Consider the following 22,642-nt stretch of genomic DNA (forward strand, 5'->3'; position numbering starts at 1 on the left):
TCCAAGAAATTTATAAACCTTCTAAAGTTTAGCCAGTTTATTTTTTAAAAAACCAGCGCTGCTATCCGTTTCTATTTCTAACCAAACTGGTAAGTGATCACTTATTTGATTGCGTTTCCAATACGCATTAAAATATTTTATAAACTTCTGATCACTTGTTAAGGTTGCTGGATTATCCTTGTGTTCCAACATTAAATCGTGATAATTCGCTATTTCTTCGGGCGTATTTATATAGACATAGTTAAAGAGATTAAAAACGCCTCCAACCTCTTTGTCATTGCTATCTTTTACGAGTTTGAAATATTTGCTTACTCTAAGAAATATTCGATCATAGATTTGATTTAGGCTCGTATTTGTAAATTTTCCAAGCAAGCTTTCACTTTCTGAAAAACCTTCATCTGTAATTAGTTTTACGATATCATCATCATTTTTGTAAAGATTGGTGTCTCCTAAAATGATCATATTCCGATTTTCATCATTTACGGCATCTTTCATTCGTTCTTTTAATACTTCTATTAAAAGCTTTACTTCTTCCTTTCGGATTTCTTGATCCGTAGGTTTATTAGGACCATTACTATCATCTCCAGGATGTAGATGTACACTTAGTATTGAAAACTTTTTCCATCCGCTTTCAAAACCTGCAAAAGAAGGCGTTCTTTTAAGTTGTCTTAAAATTGGTTGTGCAGACAATAGATCTTCTGGAATTACAACTTCGCCTGATAGTCCAGAATGCGTAACACGCCTAGAATCATATATAAAACCAAATCGTTCATCATTACCCGAATTACCTTCGGTTACGTCACTTAGCGTATATTTCCAATCACTACCAAGCAATCGTATTATTTTTTTGAAGTGTGAAAGATTGCCATTGATTTCTTGTACTGAAATGATATCAAAAGCACTTATAATTTCAGCGATATAGTATAATGATTCAGGAGTTCTGTCTCGTAATCTTCCAAAGTTTTTGATATTCCAAGATGCTAATAGCAAGTTTTGATCAACTTTTTTGTTTGGTATTTGATCTCTAATTCCAGCTTTAAGTCTGTTCATATTGAGAATGGTTCTCTTTTTGTCTTCATCTGTCATCATGCGTTGAAAATTGTCTTTTTCATCGAGCATGATTAAAGAATATCGATCATTTCTTAACTCACTGTCAGGTCTTAAATCATTGTACCACATAATAAAATTGTTTAATACTCTAATTTACAGATATTTAAAATATATTATGTTAATTTAATGTTAAGCCTATTACTACAAAAACAAATCAAAAATCTTATACTAAATACTGAATTAAATATTTATAGTTTTTAAGATAAAGCCTAAATTAGCACCTCAAATCTAACCTTTTGATTTCAAAGCTGATAAAATACCTTCAAGAACCGTATCCGTATTTATATAGAAATACACAGCGTTTGTTGCTTTTTTTAGGAATTATAAGTGCATTGAGTTTTTTCTTCTCCTATACTTTTGAACCTTTTGAAGTGAATGTTGCTGAGCATAAGATGGATTATTTCTGGATTTCGTTTATTCATGCGTTTTTACCGTTTCCGATTGCGTTTGTATACTTTACAATCGTCAATTGGAGCCTGAAAGATGATTCGCGTTGGACATTGGGAAAAGAGATTTTTCACTTATCAATTCTGCTACTTTGTATTGGAATTACAGATTTTTTGATTCGAGATGTTATTTACGACAATCCAAATAATTGGTCGCTTCGGTACTTTTTTGAAGAAATTCGGAATACGTTCTTAGTCGGCACTTTGTTATTGATTATTGTGCTTCCGCTCAATTTAGAACGCTTGATTTATAAAAGCACTAAAAGCCTCAAAAGATTGAAGCTTCAAGCACCGAATAAAAGCATCAAACAACAACTTGTCAATATTGCATCCTTCACAGAGAATTATCAATTTGATATCGCGCAGTTTCTATTCGCGAAAGTGGAAAGTAATTATACCGAAATTTACATTTATAATGATTCAGAAGTCAAAAAAATACTGCTTCGCATTACATTAAAAGAACTTGAAACACAGTTGCAAGCATTTCCTAATATTTATAAAACACATCGCTCCTACTTGGTTAATTTGCAGAAAATAACAGCTTGCACAGGAAATGCGCAAGGTTATCAATTGTCCTTAGAAGATTATTCAGGAACCGTTCCTGTTTCCCGCTCGAATATTACAGCGTTTAATGCTTATTTTTCAAAAATGACATAAAAAAGCGAACCGAAGCTCGCTTCCAATTAGACTATTAATCATCACAACTTCCATACCGATTCGTTACACACCAACGGCAGTTTGTATGGTTTGATCCTGCACCTTTGATATGATTTATTTTAAAATTGGAAATTGCTTTTTTGTTTAGCGCTAATGACTTTAGATTTCTTTTTTTCATGATATATTATTTATGATTAACATGAAAGTTATAAAATAATATCAGTAATCCTGTATGGTAATACCGTAGTAATTAAGAACTATTTTACTTGAGCGAAGTCGAAACGTGTATTTCGTCACTTTCCCTTGCAAACAGTCACATTCAAAGAGGTTTTATGAAAATCATTAGTATGTTTGTCACATCAAAAAAGGAACGGTTTTTATGGCGACACTACGCAGGTATGATTTAGATTGGTTACGCGTTATTGCGATTTTGGCAGTATATCTTCATCACGTTGGAATGCCTTTTAACGGCGATGATTTTCACATCATGAATACGGATTCGAGCAAATTATTAGACGATATGATGGTGTTTTTTGAGCAATTTCGATTGCCCTTATTGTTCTTAATTTCTGGAACTGGAACTATTTTTGCCTTTTCAAAACGAACTTGGATTCAATTCACAAAAGAACGTGCTGTTCGGTTGCTTGTTCCGCTGTTTTTTGGTGTATTAATCATTGTGCCGCCACAAACCTATTTTGAACATATCAACGAATATGCTTCCTATTTTGAGGTGTATAAAAATGCTGATTTTGGCATCAATCATCTTTGGTTTATTGAAAACCTATTTTGGATTTCATTAGCTGTGATTCCACTGATTTTATTCTTAAAATCTTCAAAATCAAATCGTTTGTTGTGCTTTTTTGAACAAATTACGGCTAAAAAGTTTGGCGTTTTCTTTGGCGTACTTCCGTTAATCTTGATTTTAATTAGTTCAAAAAAATACTTTCCAAGCGACAGCAAAGACATTTTAAATCTGTCTTCCACTTTTTATTACGGTTTCTTTTTTGTGATGGGGATTTTGTTCGCTTCCGCAGAAGGTACTTGGATTCACTTGAAGCAGTTTCGCAAATTAAACGCCGTTTTGTTCATCATAAGTACGATCGTTTTCTATGCGTACTATTTCATGCCGAGCGAATGGATTTCACCATATTTAACCATCAATCAACGTTGGAATCTTTGGTACATTGTCTGCTGTTTAGTTGGTTGGACGTTTGTAACGACACTTTTAGGATACGCGCAAATTTGGTTCAATAAGAAAAGTGTATTGGTTCAAAAACTCAACGAAGCAATTTATCCGTTTTACATTTTGCATCAAACAGTACTGATTGTGTTGGCGTATTACATCATTCAGTTTGAGCTGAATATTCCATTAAAAATGTTGTTATTATTGGTGACTTCTTTCCCAATTATTATACTGATTTACAGATTCTTAGTGTATCCGTTTAAAATTACGCGTGTACTATTTGGAATGAAGAAACGAGTGTGATCTAATTCACTATTTTTTCAATAAGACTCAGTTGTTTTCCTCTATCGATTCCATAGTTTGGAATTGGCCAATGTAGTGAATTGTAATATTCGATAGTTTCGCTCACCGAAGTTTTAAAGTCCGTACATTTTAATTGGTAATTGTCAATTATTTTTTTGTTGTTAAACACGGAATACTCACTGTCTATCCAAACGGGCATATCAGTCCATTCAGCTATTTTATTCGCTTTTAGAAAGTGTGAACTCGCATTTATGAATATTGGTTTGTTTCCTGTTTCTTCTAATGTAAAGTCTATTATTTGTCGAATTGAAGCTTCTGTCGTCGTTGTAATATTGTAGCTTTCTCTATCTGGTTTTTCAACAATCGTTTTTTCAATTGCAGTTACTAAATCATGCACATACGTTAAAGAAAATAACGGTTTCCCGTGATTTGGAACTAAGATTTTATCATACTTTTTTGCTTGGTGCAACCAATAGTAAAATCGATCTGTCGGATCATATTTTCCATAGACTAAATCAGGTCGTAAAATTGTATAGTTAATTTTAGAAGATTCAAGTATTCGTTCACATTCAGCTTTTCTGTTTCCGTACGAATTGGTTGATTGATCGCTGAATTGAGTTTTATTACAGGTTTTAAGTAAATCGTTTTCAATCCCAAAATTAACTTTTACATCTTCGTACACAGAACAGGTTGAAATGAAAATGTATTTTTTCAAATTTGACGAAAGTCCGCTTAAAATATCGATCAACGATTGTGGAAAATAACAAGAAAGATCAATAATATAATCCCAATTCGTTTGATGAATTCGTTTTACATCACTGGAATTACGATCGCCAATAATCCTTTTAATTTTAGGAAATAGTTCAGGATTCGTGATTCCTCTGTTGAAAATTGTTACATCGTATTTTTTAGTTGCAGACAGCTTTTCTATGAGATTTCTACCAATAAAATTGGTGCCGCCAATTATCAAGATCTTATCCATATCAGTTTTGTTGCATCATACGTTATCAGCCAATTGTATTATTTTCAATTTTCTCAATCATTTCTTTGAATAAACCTAATAGAAAAATTAGTTTCCCAGAATCGCCTGCTGCGTTAAATTTTTGGTTTTCAATTTTTACACCATACCAATCTTGTTTGCTGTTTTCGTTCAAAATCCAATCTAGATTCATACTCGCTATTGAAGTCTTTGAGATATCAATTTCAACGTCCCAACCTGGATTATCCAAGGTAGTAATTTGAATTCCATCACCATGTTCCCAATCTCCATCACAATTACTCTTGAACCAATTCTGTATCCAGTCTAAAATATCCATTTGCATTACGTTATTAAAATTGATCTGTTTTTGTGATCTTTTTTGTTTCAAATCGAAACTACACGTTTCTTAACTAAAATCATAATCATTAAGAGAATTTTAATGTTCAGCGTTGCTACAATTTCCAATAAAGACAAAAGCGCAACAGAATTTGTTGCGCTTTTGCTAATAATTTTATGTTGGAAACATAGTATTCTTCTAGTCTACTTTGCTTCTTCTTGTGAATTAAATCCTTTAATTAATAACCAAATTGGAAGTAATAATTGAACCAAGCCCATTGGCATCATCATATTCATACTGATCCCATTTCCAAAAATGGAAAACACTATTTCAGTAAACATGAGCAATACTGCAACAATTCCGAATATCGAAATAACTCTTGGAATTAACTTCGAAACGTACAATGCATAATACAAGAAAAAGACTGGGAAACAAGATATTAATAGTGAAAAATAATGTGTCCAAGAATGCCTTTCATACAGCAAGGTTCCCATAAGATGTAGTGAATCAGAAGTACTATTTCCACTTTCTACATATACATTACTCAAATCTAACAGCGATAACACGCTGATATTATCAACAAAGATGGCTACAAACCCTAGAATAGAGAATGCTACATATATAAATGCCAAATTGTAATTATGCCGCTTAAATATGGGCAATAATAATATTGCAATTGTAATCGATAATACACCGCTTATAATTCCAAATAAGGTAGAAATTATAATTTGATTTCCATTAGCAGCAGTAGCTGTGAGAAAATCATCTGCAAAGAGTGAACTTTGTAAAAATTGATACATTGTTACACCAATAGCGAAAATGAGCAAGAAAAGTATTCCTACGATTCTTGCCGTTTTTTTGTTTGAATTCATTGTATTGTTTTTTTGATTGATAGCTTGTAAGACGTGCTAAAATTCAGAATGTTACAATAAACTACTATTTCCGCTTTGCTTTAATTATTTTTCAATTTCGAAATTTCTTTTTTAGCTACTTGATTATCTGGATGAAATTCTAATGATTTCTCAAACATAGTTAATGCTTCATCACTCCTACCTAGTTTCACTAAAGAATGTCCATAATATTCATAGGTTCGATGTGTGTAATATCCCGAAGGATAACGCTCTAAATTTAATTTGTAAAACTGGATTGCTTCTTCATGTTTTTCGTTGGCTGCTAGCAATTGCCCGTATTCATTGATTAAACGTTCAGAAACTGCATATTCAGAGTCTTTGTTATATTCCGTTTTTATGAATTCAATAATTTCATCTGTTGATTTTTCAGTCGCTAACTGTTCAATGCTTTTTCCATCTAGCATAAGCGTCCTTAGAATCCATAAATAGCGCCAATATGGAGTTGAACTTCGATCTGAAAAACTAAGAAGCGTAAGCAAGTCTACGGTCGTTTTATGCACGATAACGACATCTCGCTTAGGAATTACGGTGATGTATTGTCCAAAAGCGCCTCTAGCCGAATATGCGCCTTCAAAATCGGGATTGTCATAAAATCGTTCATGCAACCACCACATATATCCATACGAAGACTGCACAGGACTTGATGCATCTCTATAATATCGTTTGCTAATAGTATCCGTTGGCGTTACTGTTGTAATTGTTTTTTTTATCCAATCTTTATCAATTAATTGTTTGCCATTCCATGTTCCTTCTTGGAGCATTAATTGTCCTATTTTTGCCATATCTCTGGTAGAAAGATGCATGTGATATGCTGAATACCGAGAATTATCTTCATTTGTGGATCTGTATTGATTTTCAATATTCCAATCTTGAAAACCAAGCGGAATTGCCAATTGTTGTCCTAATTCTTCATAGACTGTATTTCCTGTTTTTTCTTCGAGAATAAATCCAGCAACATTATAATCCCAGTTATTATATAAAAAGTAGCTTCCGGGAGCTACACTTCCTCTTTCTTTGACATTATCGGTGTCATAACCACCATTTGCAGGCAGGTGAAACACACCAGATCTGGCAGTTATAATATGATCAATGGTGGCTTGTTTCTCAATCGGCAACAAACCATCATCTTCGTCAATTCCCATATCGCCAATAGTTTGATTCAGATCAATAGTTCCGTTGGTTACATACTTTCCATACAACATTGAAAGAATGCTTTTTCGAACAGATGCATTGTAACTAATTTCCGAAATGTCTCCGTATTCATAGACAATTTTACCATGTTCCAAAACCACCATGCTTGTCGTATTTACTTCTTCCTTTAGATAGGTGTCAATTTCGTTTAGTTTTTCTTTTGTAAAACTGGAATTGGCGATCGTTATTGCTTTTTCAAAAGCAGTTCCTTCATAAGTCGCGCTTTTATATAACCACGTTTGCGGACTCATATACGAACTAATAAATGCGGTTGCTATTAAAATTAGCATTGCGATTACAACTCTTTTAATTCGATATTTTTTATAAATCGCGATAAGCGCATCTTTTTTATGAATAATTAAGTATGCTACAAAAACATTTGGAAGCCAACTTAACCAAACAGAGATTCCATACGCTACTTTAAAACTTGTGAACGCCATTAGCATAGGCAACCAAAGTCGCAATGTAACTGCTGCAAAAGTGCCAGCATAACTATACATCATGTATTCTTTATGTTTGGCTACATTTCCGTTTCTAATCGCATGATAGCCCATGTATGTAGCGATGATCCAGAATAACGCACCAAGCGTAAATCCTATCTGTGTTGGAATTCCTCCGTAAACAAAAAAGCCAATATAAAACGCAAAAGGACCACTTATTAAGACAGAAGTCACATAAATTTTACCAATAGTTCGATGTATTTTTAAATACTTATTTCGGAATTTTTTACTGAATTGGATCCAGCCAATGAGTAATGCAATTCCGCCAAAAGCGATATGAATAAAAAAAGAAATTTTATACATATTACTATCTAGTGGTTTTGAATTTAATAAACCAATAGGTCCGTCTGCTAAAAAGTATTTTACAGGTTGAAAGCTAAATAATAAACAGGAGCCCACGAAAATGAGCCAAGCTAGTTTTTTCATTTGATTAAATTTTTAGATTGATGAATGCCAAAAATAATATCAAATGAGCGTTCTTATGTATGATTTACTTGTGAAGGTATAAAGCGTGTCTTTTTAGGTGAAAACGTACTGTTTTGGTACAAAAAACGGCTTTTTAGGTACAAATTATAATGCCAATAAACGGCTTTTGTAATTTTTTGAAACAGGAATTTCTAGTTGTGTCAATGAAATAGTGGTGGAATCTTTCCACGATTTAAAGTGTGCGGGATTAATCAAGTGTGAACGATGCACTTGAATTAAAAAGTCAAAATTTGTTTCAAGTTTTTTCAATGAACTTCGTATTAATTTTGATTTCAATTGACCATTTTCCAGAAAGAAAATTTCAACATAATTCTGAGAATTTGAAATACAAATCAGTTCCGATTGTTTGATCTTTAAAATGTCTAATTTATTATCTCCTTTAATGGTAATAGCATCGCTTGTTTCAGGAATTAATTTTATAGAATATATTCTAACTAAGATGAGTATTGGCGTTAGAATTAAAGAGGCGATTAAAATGATTTCAGTGAAAAATTCAAAAAAATCATAAATACCTTTAATAATGGAGCTTTTATAATAGATATACGTGCTTATGGTATATAATATATAGAAAAAAAGCAAACTCATTATTTCGAGTCGAATACTCCATTCTGAAACTTTTTGATATACAAATTTTTGCAGAAAACTTGTCAAACCATAACATAGAAAGGCTACTAAACTAAAGCCAAGACTGACTTTAATCCATACCTGTAAATCCATTGTTCCATGTTCAAAAGGACGTATAAAAAAAGCAAACAGAAAAATCCAAACACTAATAAATGCTCCTATTAGGCTGTGATGTTTGATGGACGGATTTAATTTTTTCATGCAGTAAAACTAATGAGACTTTAAAAGTAGACAATCATTTTTAAAGTTTGTTACACTGCAATCATGGTTTTACAGAAAATATATTTTTGCAATGAATGAACATAGCTATATATCCGTTAAAAATTTCACACCTTATGCATTGATATCATCTAAAAGAGATCCAAGCGCGTGACGTTCTTCATGTGGTGTAAATCGTATTGGTTGCTGCGCTGGTGCTGGAGCTGCTGCGCGTATTCCGCCCCATCCAGCATTTGCAGGCATTCGCACATTAGATGGTGGTGCTGATGGTCCTGGTCTGCGTCCCATTAGCATTCTTCTTCTTTGTTCAGTACTAGCTGCTTCTAATGGTGCAATAGCTTTATTTAGTCTTGCCAGCCATCTTTTTTCTTGAGCTATTCTTCCTGCGTGTTTATCGTCGGGGTTCATAGAATTACTTCTTACTTTAATAGACCTTTTTAATGCATCACGAGAATGTTTCATGTCTGTTAAATTTTTCGAAGCAATAACTGCACTTACCTCTTTCCCTGTATTAACTGAAGAACCTTTTCCTCCACCCGATAACCTTGTGTCCTTTGGTGCTGAATGCATTGTTAAACGATTGACGAGCTGAATGGTTTTTCCAGTAAACGTAACATTCTTCTGTAATTGACTCGTGAGACTAACTTTTGGGATGTTAGTCATCATGTTTTGTAATTTTAGTTGTGCTACAGCTTCAGGTCGATTATCCGTAAATTGAAAAGAAGAGTTACTTGTGTGCTGTTTTTTAGAAATAGTATTTGCAACGGATTGGTTTTTGTTTGTATTTATTTTTTCAGCGTGTGCATTCATAAATTTCAATAATTTATATTCTTTGGAAGTACCTCAATAAATATAGGCTATTGAATTGTATAAATATTTTTTGCATCGTACTAAAATAGTACCTGTCTACGAATTGTATACGCCTGTATTAAATGGCGTACATAGATGTAAGAATTAATTTTAACGGTAGTTTATTTTTCAATTCAATAGGATTCCAGCAACTTTGATGAGATTTCAAATTTAGTATCTATTAGGCTTCTTAAAATCTTTTTGTAAAAAATCAAATACGGTATTATTGAACAATGTTGGATTCGCTGCAGGAAACCAATGTGTTTCACTTGGAAATATCGCCAGATTTGCTTTTGGAATCGATTGAAAAATTTTCACGGTATGCAAATCTGTAATGACATCGTGGTCGCCCGCCATTATTAACGTTGGAGAAACAATCTTTTTAAGATCTTCAAACTTTAACTGTGGATAATTAATCAGTTGTTTATAAATCTTATAATTGATAGTTTTTTTTGATTTCTCATCAATTTCTAGCTTCTTTAAAGTCTCTTTATGTTCTTTCAACCGTTGAGGAAATAAACCATCTGGATGAATATTTGCGCCCATCGCTACTAATTTTTTAACTTTTTCAGGATGTTCCATAGCAAAGATCAATCCTATAATTCCGCCGTCGCTCCAACCAATAATATCCACAGCATCTAGCTTTAACTCATCTAGAAATTCTTTTACATCTTTTGCTTGGTTTACATAAGTCAGTTCTTCATCATTATCTGTCGATCGTCCTCTACCTCTACTATCGAGCGCAATTACTTTATAATGTTTTGAAAAGAAATCTATTTGATCTTTAAAAGCATTTATAGATTGTCCGGCTCCATGCAATAATAATAACGGACTTCCTTCTCCATAAATTTCATAATATAATTTTACGCCATTTACATATACAAAAGCCCCATTCTCATCATTTGAGCCATAAAAATCTTTTAGTTCAATTTTTAAACAATAGTTACCACTGTTTGGATTTTCATTAGTAATCTTAGCAGTAAATTCTCTATTAGAATCCATAGATGTATTGCCCCAAACAGGTTTTTTAGTATCAAGGTTATCTTCAAAAGAAGGATTTATAATTGATATTTCTTCCCAAACTCCATCTTCATTTTGAATCTCTAATTTGAAATTATCAAAAAAATATTTCCCGTGGTTCATGCACGTCATTCCAAACAAAAGAGAAGTCGCAGTTGGATCAATCGTACCATCAATTGTAAACGTCTGCCAATTTTTACTTACTGGCATATTCTCTGTTGATTCAAATAGTAACGATTTACCTTTAGTCAAACTGTTACTTAAAGTCAAATATAAATAGGTTGATGCGTATTTATCAGAAGTATCTTTTCTAATACTTGCTGAAAACTTAAATGCTTTGTTTTGATGAACTGAAACATCCACCTTTTGGTTTAGATACCCAAAAGACTGAGCCGTTAACGCATGCACATTTATAAAAAATGAGATAAAAAAGAATCGTTGTATGAATTTGAAGAAAATCTTGTGCATCTGGTGTTTTTTGATTGCTTAATTATATAATATTAGGATTTGGATTAGAATCTAAAAATCTAAGCTATCTAATACGCTAACAAGTCCATCAAAGCCGCTTCAAACTCGTTCTTCGCTAAATATTGCTGTTCTAAGCTTTGATCAAACGGAATTGGAGTTTCCATACTTGCCAATCGTTTTACAGGCGCGTCAAGGTATTCAAAGCAGTTTTCCATGATCATTGCTGAAAGATCACTAGAAATACTTCCAAACAAAGAATCTTCTTGTAAGATGATTGCTTTTCCTGTTTTCTTTACGGAAGCGTAAATTGCTTCGGTGTCTAACGGTTGTAACGAACGCAAATCGATCAAGTCCGCAGAAACTTCAGGATTCTTCCCCAACGTATCTAATGCCCAATGCACGGCTGCTCCATACGATATAATGGTTATGTCAGTTCCTTCTTTCAATACAGAAGCTTTTCCCAATGGTAATGTGTAATAATCTGTTGGTACATCTTGATACACACTTCTATACAAGGCTTTGTGTTCAAAAAACAACACAGGATTCGGATCGTTAATCGCTGCTGCCAATAATCCTTTGGCATCATACGGAAATGCTGGATAAACCACTTTTAATCCTGGTGTTTTTGTAAACCAAGCTTCGTTTGTTTGCGAATGAAAAGGTCCTGCGCCAACACCTGCGCCACAAGGCATTCGCACCACAACATCTGCATTTTGATTCCAGCGATAGTGTGATTTTGCTAATAAGTTTACAATTGGGTTGAATCCGCTTGAAACGAAATCCGCAAACTGCATTTCCATCACAGCTTTCATTCCGTTCACTGAAAGTCCGTATGCCGCAGCAACAATTGCAGATTCGCAAATTGGTGTATTGCGCACACGTTCTTTTCCAAAAAAGTCAATAAATTTATCTGTAATTTTAAAAACACCACCATATTCAGCAACATCTTGCCCCATGATAATTAAGTCATCATGCTTTTCCATAGATTGCTTCAAACCTTCAGAAACTGCATCTACAAAACGAATATTTTCTTCTTTATTATTTGGATTAACTTCTTGATATGTATAGTTTTGATATACATCATTTAATTCATTACTTTTAGTAGAAGTTATTTTCTCTTCTTCAAAAGCAAGTTGTAGATTTTCGTTGATTTCATCTGTAATTTGTGTTTTATACACTTGATCAATTTGCGAAGTAAGCAATCCTTCAAACAGTAAAAAATTACGATACATGTCTAACGGATCTTTAGCTGCCCATTCGTCCATTAATTCTTGCGGAACGTACTTTGTACCACTTGCTTCTTCGTGTCCACGCATACGAAACGTTTTGAATTCGAGTAAAATTGGTCTCGGATTCTCACGAATGCTTTCGGCTAATTCAGAAACTTTCGTATACACTTCCAAAATATTATTTCCATCAATAATATGCGATTCCATGCCGTAGCCTTTGCCTCTATCTGCCAAATCTTCACAATTATATTGTTCTGATGTTGGTGTAGAAAGTCCGTAACCATTATTCTCAATACAAAATAATACAGGCAAACTCCATACAGAAGCTACATTGAGTGCTTCATGAAAATCTCCTTCACTTGTTCCACCTTCACCTGTAAATACAGCACAGGCATGTTTATTTTCTTTTAATTTGTTTGCTAACGCTATTCCACTTGCAACACCTAATTGCGGTCCTAAATGTGAAATCATTCCCACAATATTAAACTCTTGCGTTCCAAAGTGAAAACTTCGATCGCGACCTTTTGTAAATCCATTTGCTTTTCCTTGCCATTGCGAAAACAAACGATACAACGGAATTTCACGCGTTGTAAAAACACCTAAGTTTCGGTGCATTGGTAAGATATATTCATCTTTTGTAAGCGCAAAAGTTACACCGATAGCAATGGCTTCTTGCCCTATTCCGCCAAACCATTTTGAGATTTTTCCTTGACGAAGTAAGATGAGCATCTTCTCTTCTATCATTCTCGGTTTCAGCATTTTCTTATATAGCGAGATCAACGTTTCGTTGGTCAAATTTCCCTTTTTATATAACATGGTTTGTTCTGTGGTTGGCATTGTTATAATGCATATTAAATAGATATTCAAAAATGACTAAAAAAAACGGTTCATCAAAACACAATCTAAGAATTTTTAAAATTGTTAATAACTCTCTTTTTTCAACCGTATATTTTTAGCTACATTTGTAAAAACAAGCGTTTAACAGCTATAAAGTTATTAACAATTGGTTTTACAGTCAACCATGCGTTTCTCAACTATTTAAACTTGAATTACATGAAAAATATCCCAAGTGTAGATCTTACTGATTTCTTGTCTGATGATCCTAAAAGAAAACAAAAATTCATTGATGAAATAGGAAAAGCCTATGAAGACATTGGTTTTGTTGCCTTAAAGGGACATTTTTTGAGCGAAACATTAGTAGATAATTTATATGACGAAATCAAAAAATTCTTCTCGTTACCAATAGAGACTAAAAGTAGTTACGAAATAGAAGGAATTGGCGGACAACGTGGATATGTTTCGTTTGGAAAAGAAAGTGCTAAAGGCAGAAAAGTTGGCGATTTAAAAGAATTTTGGCATTTTGGTCAATATGTAGAAGACGATGATAAACTAAAAGCTGAATATCCAGCTAATGTTACGGTTAATGAATTGCCTGAATTCAATAAAGTTGGAAAAGAAACCTACAAAATGCTTGAAAAAACAGGCGTTTATGTATTACGTGCATTGGCTCTATACTTAGATTTAGATGAATTTTATTTTGATAATTTCATCAAAAACGGAAACAGTATTTTACGTCCAATTCACTATCCACCAATTACAAGCGAACCAAAAGATGCTGTTCGTGCCGCAGCGCATGGCGATATCAACTTGATTACCTTATTAATGGGATCGCATGGAAAAGGATTGCAAGTACAACGTCATGATGGTGAATGGTTAGATGCCATTGCGAATCCGGATGAATTGGTCATTAATGTAGGTGATATGTTATCGCGTCACAGTAATAACAAACTAAAATCTACCATACACAGAGTGGTAAATCCGCCAAGAGAACTTTGGGGAAGCTCACGCTACTCTATTCCGTTCTTTATGCATCCGATTAGCGAAATGCCGCTCGATTGCTTAGAAAACTGTATTGATGAAAACAATCCAAAGAAATTTGATGATATTACTGCTGGCGAATTTTTAAGTCAGCGACTCATTGAACTAGGTTTGGTAAAAAAATAACAACCGCAAGGAAAAACGAACTATTTCCGAATATCTTTCATAACACTAATGGCATTGCTATTAGTGTTATTTTTTGAAAGGAATTATGACAAAATTCATATTTCTCATCGTGTAAATTCAGTATATTTAAACCAAAATAATTGTGTGCGTTTTACTGATTGATGAAAAACGTAAAAGAAACGATACATGGCAAAGAAAAAACTCAGTAGTTTAGAAGATTTAGGTGGATTTGTATTTTCCACCAATGATGATTTTGAATTGAAGAATGATGCAGCTGATGAAACCTTAGCAAACAACGAACAATACTTAGAAGCGCACTTTAGCAACAAAGGTCGTGGTGGGAAAACTGTAACTGTTGTCAGAGGTTTTGCGGGTACTGAAGAAGACTTAAAAGCGCTAGGAAAACTGTTAAAAGTAAAATGTGGCGTTGGCGGAAGCGTGAAAGACAATGAAATTATCATTCAAGGGAATTATCGTGATAAAATTGTTCAAATTCTACAAAAAGAAGGATATAATGTAAAACGTGTTGGCGGATAAATGAATCATAAAATACTACATATTCTCAATGGTGATAGCTTAGTTGAACGACTAGAAGCTATCGAAATTCACGACGATCAACTCGTTTGGCGTGAAATGTTGTGCGAAGGAAAAACCGTTTTTGATTTAAAATCAGAAGCGTTTAAAAACGAACGCATTGCCTATTTACAACAATTCAATGCAACAGAAGAAACCTATACAACTTCTTTTTTGACACCATTATTAACGACAGATTACACGAAATATACATCGATTGTATTATGGTTTGAATACGATTTATTCTGTCACATTAATATGATTGCAGCGTTGAGCTATTTGAGACAATTAGGACTTTCAACACCTATCTACTTAGTATGCAGCGGTTGGATTGAAGGAGAAACCAACCTAAAAGGATTGGGAGAACTAACCGACGAACAATTAAGCGATCATTACACAAACAAAATAGAGCTTACAAAAGAAGACCTGAGATTGGCAGATGAATTATGGCGCTTATATTGTACAAACGATCATGTAAGTTTTAAAAGATATGTAATGGTCAAATCTTCATTTCCGTACTTAACAAACTGTATCAATGCGCATTTAAAACGATTTCCATCTGTAGAAAGTGGATTGAATGTATTAGAAACGCATATCCTTAAAATTATTCACAAAGAAGAAATCAAAAATACGCTACAACTAACAGGCTACATCTTGCAATATCAAGGTTATTATGGCTTTGGAGATTTACAAATACGAAATATAATTACTAAACTAGCTTCTTTCTTTGAAACAAAAAACGATCGTTTAGTATTGAATAGACACGGGCTTTTAGCCATGGATCATATAAAAAGTTTCTATGATCAACTTACGGATGATACCATTTTTGGCAATTGTAAAAAATATGAATATTGCTATCATCCATCAAAACAAATACTTACAAAACATGAGTAATATAGCAGCATCTGAGTTAATTATAAATCCTGACGGAAGTATTTATCACTTAAATCTTCTTCCAGAAGATATCGCATCAACGGTAATTGTTGTGGGTGATCCAGACAGAGTTTCTGCGGTCAGTAAATATTTTGACACCATTGAAGTAAAAAAGGCAAAGCGTGAATTTGTAACACACACAGGAACACTCAAAGGAAAACGTATTACAGTACTATCAACAGGAATTGGAACCGATAATATTGACATTGTTTTCAATGAATTGGATGCGCTTGTCAATGTAGATTTCAAAAAGAGACAAGTGAAATCAACCCTTACACAACTTGATATCATTCGCATTGGAACTTCCGGTTCTATACAAGTTGATGTTCCTTTAGATAGTTTTGTCATTAGCGAATTGGCAATTGGTTTTGATAGCTTATTACACTTCTACGAAAGTGATCATGTATTAAATACTGAAATTGCAGAAGCTTTTGTAAAACAAACCGAATGGTCTCCCAAAAAATCAATTCCGTATGTAGTGAAAGGCAATCCAGCATTAATCGACCAACTTTCATCTGAACAAACAATAGCAGGATTTACAGCTACAAATGTTGGTTTTTATGGTCCGCAAAGTAGAAAAATACGCTTAAACGTTCAAGATGAACAGCTAAATGATAAACTAGCTAATTTTAATCATCAAGATAAAAAAATAACAAACCTAGAAATGGAAACTGCTGGAATTTACGGATTGGCAAATTTATTAGGACATCGCGCTATTTCTATGAATGCGATCATTGCAAACAGACCTTTGGGGCAATTTAGCAAAGCACCAAAACAAACAGTCGATACATTGATTCAATATACTTTAGGTAAATTAGTATAATATAAAAGCCTCAAATGAAGAAAATAAATATTGGTGGTGTTCCTGAGCATTTCAACTTAGCTTGGTATCTTACACTAAAAGAACGTGCCTACGAAAAAGAAGGAATCAGTTTGAGATGGAAAGATTATCCTGGCGGAACTGGCGCAATGTGTAAAGCACTTAGAAGTGAAAAAATTGACATTGCCGTCATTCTTACCGAAGGAATCATAAAAGATATTATTGATGGAAATCCTTCTAAAATAGTACAAACTTTTGTGCAATCGCCTTTAATTTGGGGAATTCACGTCGCTGCAGACTCAACATACAACACCATAAACGATTTAAAAGGTACTGATGCCGCAATTAGTCGGTATGGTTCAGGTTCGCACTTAATGGCATATATCAATGCCGAAAATAACGGTTGGGACACGGATAACTTAGGTTTTGAAGTCATCAATAACTTAGAAGGCGCCATTGACGGTTTAAATAAAGGAAAAGGTGATTACTTCATGTGGGAACATTTTACCACAAAACCACTCGTAGATCAAGGAATTTTTAGAAGAGTTGACGATTGTCCTACGCCTTGGCCATGTTTTGTTATTGCTGTGCGAAATGAATTATTAGCTGAAGATGAAGAAACCGTTAAAACGATATTGCGCATTATCAACGAAATGACGTCGGATTTAAAACAAATTCCTGAGATTGATCAAATGATTGCCACACGCTATGAGCAACAATTAGAAGATGTTCAAAAATGGTTGTCGCTTACGGAATGGAGTCAGGAACTCATCGATGAAAAAACCATTACAAAAGTACAAGACAAACTTCTCAGCTTAGCTATCATTCCTGAAAAGTGGGATTACGAAAAGCTTACACATAAAATTTTATAGTTTCAATTTACTTCAATTCAAAAAAATATATAATAATTTTTTTCACAGTAATATGTTCTTTTTCCGCAGTATAGTAGGTGTTTTTCGTTAAAAATTTTTGAAGCCTTGGAAATCGTAGATTCATGAACTCATTAATTTAAAATAGAAAATCGTGAACTAAAAAATTTAGAAAACACATACGGTTTTAGCTTTTTCAGCTAAAAATACCTATGGAAAAAGCGCACTTTCTTTTGTTTCTTTTCTTTGTGCGAGCAAAGTAAAAGAAAAGAAAAAATTGAGAATAGTATTATTAATCCAATGTTTACTTAATAAAAGTACAAATTGAATTTCAATAATCTAAATTGAAAACTTACGATTACCATTCGTCGAAGCGTTCAACCGAACGCTTTTTTTACACAGCCTATTTATATTGTTAATTACAGTAGGTCAACATGTTACCTGTTGACCCGCGTAGAAACGCCTGTTTTCTTAGGGGCTTTTTCCCCTTTTCGAAAGGGGAAAAGTGTCGACGAATGGTTCTTTTCCTTCTGCGAATCGACCAAAAATGACGTTTTTATGTAACTTGACGATAATTTAAACAGGTAAACGATTAAATGTTTCGATTAACGGTTCTCATAGTACATTTGATATCAGAAAGTAGTAAGGGCAAAACATTACTTTCTAAAACAAACCAATTTATCAGATTATTAACATTACAACTAACTATCATTATGAAAAAATCAATCTTATCAATCGTAGCAGCAGGTTTATTACTAGCATCATGTGGATCTAACTGTATGGGAAAAGGAGTTAACTTTGCAGATACAGACGATGCAAAAGAAAACTACATCATGACAGCTACTGAAGATGCTTCATGTGTAGAAGTTTACTAAAAAGAATATATCCGAATATATTATATATAAAAGCTTGCAACATTTAGTGTTGCAAGCTTTTTGTGTTTTATACCGTTTTTACATAATAAGCTACTGAATCACACTTCGACTCCGCTCAATGTAAAAGTGCAGCATAAATTTAATTTCTTATGAAAATAAATTTACCAACGAATTCCCTCAATACGTTTACTGACTAAATAATCATTACAACGACTAAAATGCTTGTTATCAAACCAAAAACCTCTGTTTGCGCTTAATGGCGACGGATGACCAGACGTTAATACATAATGTTTATTGGTATCAACCTTTGCTCCTTTCTTCTTGGCAAATCCGCCCCAAAGTAAAAACACAATATTTTCTTTTTTCTCTGAAATCATTTGAATCACAGCATTCGTAAACGTTTCCCAACCTTGCTTTTGATGACTCCCAGCTTCATGCGCACGAACTGTCAACGTTGCATTTAACAATAAAACACCTTGTTTTGCCCAACGCTCTAAGTTTCCACTAACTGGCGGTGCAATTCCGATATCACGTTTAATCTCTTTAAAAATATTCTGTAATGATGGTGGATGCGAAATTCCATCACTGACCGAAAAACACAAACCATTGGCTTGTCCTTCGCCATGATACGGATCTTGACCAATAATAACGACTTTCAAACGGTGAAATGGACAATGATCAAATGCTGCAAAAATATCTTTCCCTTTAGGAAAACATTGATATTGTGCATATTCAGATTTTACAAAAGTTGACAATTCTTTAAAGTATGGTTTCTCAAACTCATCATTCAAATGGTGTTTCCAACTTTCGTCTAATTTTATATTCATGTCTTTATTATAATTTTTATGTTCTTTTCTTTCACAAAGAAAAAAACAAAATCAACATCATTTTTACCTTAATCAAAAAGTATTTGAAAACTTACTACATTATCTTTTTCTGCATATTTCTAAATAAAATTTTAAATAAGTACCTTTGCAACCGGCTTAAATCTGTGCAATCCTACAGATTCACAATTAGTCCAAATTTACAATGATTAAAATACATTCCAAAACATTAGATGATTTAGAATTTGAAACGGTTTTACAACAGGTTTCAACACATGCTATTACCGCATTCGGAAAGCAAAAAATTAACAATACACAACCTTTTGAGGACAAAGATGTATTGCTGACGAATTTGGCGTGCGTAAATGAATATTTAGCCTCTTTTGCAAACGAAAACGTGATTCCTAATCATGGGTTTGATGGAATTTCATTGGAAATTAAGTTATTAGCGATTGAAAATAGTTTCTTGGAGATTCAAGGATTTCGTAAGATTTCTGCGATTTCTAGTGCTGTAAATTTATTATTGAAGTTTTTCAAGAAGTTTCAAGAATACTATCCAACCTTACAATCAAGAGCGGAACAAATTGAATTTACCAAAGACTTAGTCACACAAATTGATAGTGTGATCAATCGTTTTGGCGAAGTAAAAGATTCAGCTTCACCGAGTTTGGGACAAATACGACGCGGAATTTTAAGCATTCGAGGAAAGATAAATCAGAGTTTTTCTTCTGCCTTGAGCAAATACAATCAAGCAGATTATTTAGATGAAATTCGTGAAACGGTTGTAGACAATCGTAGAGTTTTAGCCGTAAAAGCCATGTATCGACGTAAAGTCAAAGGTGCCATTATGGGAAATTCTAAAACGGGAAGCATTGTATATATTGAGCCAGAAATTACGCTGCAATATTCACGTGAGTTGACCAATTTGGAATATGAAGAAAAAGAAGAAGTTACGCGAATTTTAAAAGAACTCACTGATTATATTCGTCCGTTTGCATCGCTTTTAGCCCAATATCAAGACTTTTTGAGTGATTTAGATGTGAGTTATGCCAAAGCAAAATACGCCGAATCTATGGATGCGATTTTGCCTGAAATTTCAGAAGAACGTATATTATTTCTGAAAGATGCGTATCATCCACTCCTCTATTTGACGAATAAAGAACGAAACGAAAAAACCTATCCGCAAACTATTGAACTCAAAAGTGACAATCGAATTATTGTCATTTCTGGACCAAATGCAGGTGGAAAAAGTATCACGCTGAAAACCATCGGATTGTTACAAGTGATGTTGCAAAGTGGCATGTTAATTCCGGTGCATGAACGCAGTAAAGTATGTTTATTTGAACGAATTTTGACAGATATCGGAGATAATCAATCTATTGAAAATCATTTAAGTACGTATAGTTATCGTTTGAAGCAGATGAATTATTTCTTGAAACGATGCAATAATAAAACCTTATTTTTGATTGACGAATTCGGAACTGGAAGTGATCCAGAATTGGGTGGCGCGTTGGCAGAAACCTTCTTAGAAGTCTTTTACGAACGAGAAGCATTCGGAATCATCACGACGCATTATTCAAACTTAAAATTATTGGCAAACGAATTGCCGCATGCAACCAACGCAAATATGTTGTTTGACAATAAAACCTTATTGCCTGTGTATAAATTGGCGTTAGGTCAAGCTGGAAGTTCTTTTACGTTTGAAGTCGCGCAGAAAAACGGAATTCCGTATAGTTTGATCAACAGAGCTAAAAAGAAAATTGAACGTGGAAAAGTTCGTTTTGATGCAACTATTGCAAAATTGCAGAAAGAACGCAGCGCGATGGAGAAAACTTCTAAATTATTGAAGGAAGAAGAAATTAAAGCGCGCGAAGAAAACGAACGTTTGGAAGCTTTGAATACCAAGACAAAAACGAAGTTGGAAAGCTACCAACAATTATACGATCATGATAAGCGAATGATTCATTTAGGGAATAAAATCAACGAAATTGCCGATCGCTATTTTGATACAAAAAAGAAACGTCCGTTGATTTCTGAGTTTTTACGCATTGTAGAAACCGAGAATTCGAAACGCAAAAAACAAACGGTACAGGAAAAGAAAATACATAAAGTTAAGCAACAAACGGCTAAGAAAGAAGTCATTCAGAAAGTTGCAGTCATTCGTGAAGAAAAGAAAGTAGAGAAAAAGAAAGCTGCTAAAAAGGAAGCTTCCAAGCCAAAACCTGTTTTAAAAGTTGGCGATCGCGTTCGGATGCACGACGGAAAAGCAGTTGGAAGTATTGATACGCTAGAAAGAGGAAAAGCCGTTGTGAATTACGGAATGTTTACCACGACGATTTCTGTGGATCAATTGGAGTTGGTGCAGGCGATGAAATAATCTTTGATTATTTTAGACGCGCTCTGCTTTTTGAATCGCTTCGCTCTTAGTATCGCTTTGCTTTTGGACGCGCTTTACTTTTGGAATGTTGAAATCTTCTTGCTATTAACCAAATTACTTTTTAATTTAAAATTTAACCTTTTACATCTCGACTGCGCTCGATGTGACACATTTTAGATTTATAATTTCGTTGTTGCTTTCCTTTTTGGTAATTCGTTTGTTCATTGATTTGTTTGTTTTGTAAAACGTCATTTCGAGTAATTTTCATGAGAAAATTGTATCGAGAAGTACTTTGACTTCCTAGTTTCCTAACTTTTACATTTAAAATTTAACCTTTTTAATTTACAATTTCATTATCGTATCTTTGTATTCCTGTTTGGAAACGTTATAATTATGATTGACACCTTACCAAAAGATAAAAAAATAGTATTATTTGACGGAGTTTGTAATTTGTGTAATGATTCTGTGAACAAGATTATTTCACATGATAAAAACGATATTTTCCGCTTTGCGTCTTTGCAATCGGATATTGGTGTTGCGATTCAGAATCACTTACAAATAGACGCTTCCAAGTTAGATTCTATTATTTTGTATGAACCTGGCGTTGCGTATTATCATAAGTCTACGGCGGCTTTAAAAATCATGAAGCATTTTGGTGGCGCATGGAAATTGATGCAAGCGTTTTATATTTTTCCGGAAGCCTTACGCAATGTGGTGTATAATTTTATTGCGAAAAATCGTTACAAATGGTTTGGCAAGCAAGATCATTGTACGATTCCTACGCCGGAGTTGAAGGCTAAGTTTTTGTGATAATACATAAAAATAAGTAAACCATAAAAATTAACTGAATTTAGA

At 33.6% G+C, this 22,642-nt stretch carries 22 protein-coding genes; 10 read left to right on the forward strand and 12 right to left on the reverse strand.

What is annotated here, in order from left to right:
* Window positions 1-21: 21 nt before the first annotated feature.
* Window positions 22-1,179, reverse strand: coding sequence for an endonuclease/exonuclease/phosphatase family protein (locus tag H2O64_RS10295; RefSeq protein WP_187562109.1), 1,158 nt, complete (start codon window positions 1,177-1,179; stop codon window positions 22-24).
* 167 nt (window positions 1,180-1,346) lie between these two features.
* Between H2O64_RS10295 and H2O64_RS10300 the strand changes: the two genes are divergently transcribed.
* Window positions 1,347-2,213, forward strand: coding sequence for a LytTR family DNA-binding domain-containing protein (locus H2O64_RS10300; RefSeq protein WP_187562110.1), 867 nt, complete (start codon window positions 1,347-1,349; stop codon window positions 2,211-2,213).
* A 34-nt stretch (window positions 2,214-2,247) separates the two neighbouring features.
* Here H2O64_RS10300 and H2O64_RS10305 read toward each other — a convergent pair whose 3' ends face one another.
* The gene (locus tag H2O64_RS10305) at window positions 2,248-2,391 is read right to left on the reverse strand and encodes a hypothetical protein (RefSeq protein WP_187562111.1); all 144 of its coding nucleotides are present in this window, start codon (window positions 2,389-2,391) and stop codon (window positions 2,248-2,250) included.
* A 201-nt stretch (window positions 2,392-2,592) separates the two neighbouring features.
* Between H2O64_RS10305 and H2O64_RS10310 the strand changes: the two genes are divergently transcribed.
* Window positions 2,593-3,699, forward strand: coding sequence for an acyltransferase family protein (locus H2O64_RS10310; RefSeq protein ID WP_187562112.1), 1,107 nt, complete (start codon window positions 2,593-2,595; stop codon window positions 3,697-3,699).
* Between the two features lies 1 nt (window position 3,700).
* Here H2O64_RS10310 and H2O64_RS10315 read toward each other — a convergent pair whose 3' ends face one another.
* The 8 genes from H2O64_RS10315 to H2O64_RS10350 all read right to left on the reverse strand — a co-directional run bounded on the left by H2O64_RS10315 (window position 3,701) and on the right by H2O64_RS10350 (window position 13,349).
* A complete protein-coding gene (locus H2O64_RS10315) occupies window positions 3,701-4,681 on the reverse strand; it encodes an NAD-dependent epimerase/dehydratase family protein (protein WP_187562113.1) in 981 nt (326 codons plus the stop codon).
* A 25-nt stretch (window positions 4,682-4,706) separates the two neighbouring features.
* Complete coding sequence (locus tag H2O64_RS10320) at window positions 4,707-5,015, reverse strand: immunity 53 family protein (protein ID WP_187562114.1); 309 nt, start codon at window positions 5,013-5,015, stop codon at window positions 4,707-4,709.
* 203 nt (window positions 5,016-5,218) lie between these two features.
* Window positions 5,219-5,887: a DUF4386 domain-containing protein gene (locus H2O64_RS10325; RefSeq protein ID WP_187562115.1), complete on the reverse strand. Its 669-nt coding sequence runs from the start codon at window positions 5,885-5,887 to the stop codon at window positions 5,219-5,221.
* Between the two features lie 80 nt (window positions 5,888-5,967).
* On the reverse strand, window positions 5,968-8,043 hold the full coding sequence (locus H2O64_RS10330) for a DUF2306 domain-containing protein (RefSeq protein WP_187562116.1): 2,076 nt from the start codon (window positions 8,041-8,043) through the stop codon (window positions 5,968-5,970).
* 144 nt (window positions 8,044-8,187) lie between these two features.
* Entirely contained in the window at window positions 8,188-8,928 is a 741-nt protein-coding gene (locus H2O64_RS10335) for a LytTR family DNA-binding domain-containing protein (RefSeq protein WP_187562117.1), read from the reverse strand.
* Between the two features lie 132 nt (window positions 8,929-9,060).
* Complete coding sequence (locus H2O64_RS10340; protein ID WP_187562118.1) at window positions 9,061-9,756, reverse strand: hypothetical protein; 696 nt, start codon at window positions 9,754-9,756, stop codon at window positions 9,061-9,063.
* A gap of 210 nt (window positions 9,757-9,966) precedes the next feature.
* Window positions 9,967-11,283, reverse strand: coding sequence for an alpha/beta fold hydrolase (locus tag H2O64_RS10345; protein ID WP_187562119.1), 1,317 nt, complete (start codon window positions 11,281-11,283; stop codon window positions 9,967-9,969).
* A gap of 68 nt (window positions 11,284-11,351) precedes the next feature.
* On the reverse strand, window positions 11,352-13,349 hold the full coding sequence (locus H2O64_RS10350) for an alpha-ketoacid dehydrogenase subunit alpha/beta (RefSeq protein WP_187562120.1): 1,998 nt from the start codon (window positions 13,347-13,349) through the stop codon (window positions 11,352-11,354).
* A gap of 216 nt (window positions 13,350-13,565) precedes the next feature.
* Here H2O64_RS10350 and H2O64_RS10355 point away from each other — a divergent pair, with 216 nt between their 5' ends.
* The 6 genes from H2O64_RS10355 to H2O64_RS10380 all read left to right on the forward strand — a co-directional run bounded on the left by H2O64_RS10355 (window position 13,566) and on the right by H2O64_RS10380 (window position 18,586).
* Window positions 13,566-14,516 carry an isopenicillin N synthase family dioxygenase gene (locus H2O64_RS10355; RefSeq protein ID WP_187562121.1) on the forward strand — a complete coding sequence of 317 codons (951 nt, stop codon included), beginning with the start codon at window positions 13,566-13,568 and terminating at the stop codon, window positions 14,514-14,516.
* 186 nt (window positions 14,517-14,702) lie between these two features.
* Window positions 14,703-15,053 (forward strand): translation initiation factor, encoded by a 351-nt coding sequence (locus H2O64_RS10360; RefSeq protein ID WP_187562122.1) that lies wholly within the window; start codon window positions 14,703-14,705, stop codon window positions 15,051-15,053.
* The gene (locus tag H2O64_RS10365) at window positions 15,054-15,983 is read left to right on the forward strand and encodes a DUF1835 domain-containing protein (RefSeq protein ID WP_187562123.1); all 930 of its coding nucleotides are present in this window, start codon (window positions 15,054-15,056) and stop codon (window positions 15,981-15,983) included.
* A complete protein-coding gene (locus H2O64_RS10370) occupies window positions 15,976-16,845 on the forward strand; it encodes a nucleoside phosphorylase (protein WP_187562124.1) in 870 nt (289 codons plus the stop codon). Before H2O64_RS10365 ends, H2O64_RS10370 begins: the two co-directional genes overlap by 8 nt.
* Before the next feature lie 14 nt (window positions 16,846-16,859).
* Window positions 16,860-17,714, forward strand: coding sequence for a substrate-binding domain-containing protein (locus H2O64_RS10375; protein WP_187562125.1), 855 nt, complete (start codon window positions 16,860-16,862; stop codon window positions 17,712-17,714).
* A gap of 710 nt (window positions 17,715-18,424) precedes the next feature.
* Window positions 18,425-18,586, forward strand: coding sequence for a hypothetical protein (locus tag H2O64_RS10380; protein WP_187562126.1), 162 nt, complete (start codon window positions 18,425-18,427; stop codon window positions 18,584-18,586).
* A 161-nt stretch (window positions 18,587-18,747) separates the two neighbouring features.
* Here H2O64_RS10380 and H2O64_RS10385 read toward each other — a convergent pair whose 3' ends face one another.
* The gene (locus H2O64_RS10385) at window positions 18,748-19,413 is read right to left on the reverse strand and encodes a uracil-DNA glycosylase (RefSeq protein WP_187562127.1); all 666 of its coding nucleotides are present in this window, start codon (window positions 19,411-19,413) and stop codon (window positions 18,748-18,750) included.
* A 202-nt stretch (window positions 19,414-19,615) separates the two neighbouring features.
* Here H2O64_RS10385 and H2O64_RS10390 point away from each other — a divergent pair, with 202 nt between their 5' ends.
* Entirely contained in the window at window positions 19,616-21,787 is a 2,172-nt protein-coding gene (locus tag H2O64_RS10390; RefSeq protein ID WP_187562128.1) for an endonuclease MutS2, read from the forward strand.
* A 133-nt stretch (window positions 21,788-21,920) separates the two neighbouring features.
* Here H2O64_RS10390 and H2O64_RS24200 read toward each other — a convergent pair whose 3' ends face one another.
* Entirely contained in the window at window positions 21,921-22,055 is a 135-nt protein-coding gene (locus tag H2O64_RS24200) for a hypothetical protein (protein WP_262890641.1), read from the reverse strand.
* Between the two features lie 125 nt (window positions 22,056-22,180).
* Here H2O64_RS24200 and H2O64_RS10395 point away from each other — a divergent pair, with 125 nt between their 5' ends.
* A complete protein-coding gene (locus H2O64_RS10395) occupies window positions 22,181-22,597 on the forward strand; it encodes a thiol-disulfide oxidoreductase DCC family protein (RefSeq protein ID WP_187562129.1) in 417 nt (138 codons plus the stop codon).
* Window positions 22,598-22,642 lie beyond the last annotated feature (45 nt).

Source organism: Kordia aestuariivivens (genome assembly GCF_014397005.1).
Lineage (GTDB): Bacteria > Bacteroidota > Bacteroidia > Flavobacteriales > Flavobacteriaceae > Kordia > Kordia aestuariivivens.

Excerpts from the sequence above, each read along its gene's own strand:
- H2O64_RS10395 (WP_187562129.1), top strand. The coding sequence starts at position 22,181 with ATGATTGACACCTTACCAAAAGATAAAAAAATAGTATTATTTGACGGA.
- H2O64_RS24200 (WP_262890641.1), bottom strand. The coding sequence starts at position 22,055 with ATGAAAATTACTCGAAATGACGTTTTACAAAACAAACAAATCAATGAA.
- H2O64_RS10310 (WP_187562112.1), top strand. The coding sequence starts at position 2,593 with ATGGCGACACTACGCAGGTATGATTTAGATTGGTTACGCGTTATTGCG.
- H2O64_RS10355 (WP_187562121.1), top strand. The coding sequence starts at position 13,566 with ATGAAAAATATCCCAAGTGTAGATCTTACTGATTTCTTGTCTGATGAT.
- H2O64_RS10325 (WP_187562115.1), bottom strand. The coding sequence starts at position 5,887 with ATGAATTCAAACAAAAAAACGGCAAGAATCGTAGGAATACTTTTCTTG.
- H2O64_RS10380 (WP_187562126.1), top strand. The coding sequence starts at position 18,425 with ATGAAAAAATCAATCTTATCAATCGTAGCAGCAGGTTTATTACTAGCA.
- H2O64_RS10295 (WP_187562109.1), bottom strand. The coding sequence starts at position 1,179 with ATGTGGTACAATGATTTAAGACCTGACAGTGAGTTAAGAAATGATCGA.
- H2O64_RS10315 (WP_187562113.1), bottom strand. The coding sequence starts at position 4,681 with ATGGATAAGATCTTGATAATTGGCGGCACCAATTTTATTGGTAGAAAT.
- H2O64_RS10340 (WP_187562118.1), bottom strand. The coding sequence starts at position 9,756 with ATGAATGCACACGCTGAAAAAATAAATACAAACAAAAACCAATCCGTT.
- H2O64_RS10330 (WP_187562116.1), bottom strand. The coding sequence starts at position 8,043 with ATGAAAAAACTAGCTTGGCTCATTTTCGTGGGCTCCTGTTTATTATTT.
- H2O64_RS10360 (WP_187562122.1), top strand. The coding sequence starts at position 14,703 with ATGGCAAAGAAAAAACTCAGTAGTTTAGAAGATTTAGGTGGATTTGTA.
- H2O64_RS10320 (WP_187562114.1), bottom strand. The coding sequence starts at position 5,015 with ATGGATATTTTAGACTGGATACAGAATTGGTTCAAGAGTAATTGTGAT.
- H2O64_RS10385 (WP_187562127.1), bottom strand. The coding sequence starts at position 19,413 with ATGAATATAAAATTAGACGAAAGTTGGAAACACCATTTGAATGATGAG.
- H2O64_RS10370 (WP_187562124.1), top strand. The coding sequence starts at position 15,976 with ATGAGTAATATAGCAGCATCTGAGTTAATTATAAATCCTGACGGAAGT.
- H2O64_RS10390 (WP_187562128.1), top strand. The coding sequence starts at position 19,616 with ATGATTAAAATACATTCCAAAACATTAGATGATTTAGAATTTGAAACG.
- H2O64_RS10345 (WP_187562119.1), bottom strand. The coding sequence starts at position 11,283 with ATGCACAAGATTTTCTTCAAATTCATACAACGATTCTTTTTTATCTCA.
- H2O64_RS10335 (WP_187562117.1), bottom strand. The coding sequence starts at position 8,928 with ATGAAAAAATTAAATCCGTCCATCAAACATCACAGCCTAATAGGAGCA.
- H2O64_RS10350 (WP_187562120.1), bottom strand. The coding sequence starts at position 13,349 with ATGCCAACCACAGAACAAACCATGTTATATAAAAAGGGAAATTTGACC.
- H2O64_RS10375 (WP_187562125.1), top strand. The coding sequence starts at position 16,860 with ATGAAGAAAATAAATATTGGTGGTGTTCCTGAGCATTTCAACTTAGCT.
- H2O64_RS10305 (WP_187562111.1), bottom strand. The coding sequence starts at position 2,391 with ATGAAAAAAAGAAATCTAAAGTCATTAGCGCTAAACAAAAAAGCAATT.
- H2O64_RS10365 (WP_187562123.1), top strand. The coding sequence starts at position 15,054 with ATGAATCATAAAATACTACATATTCTCAATGGTGATAGCTTAGTTGAA.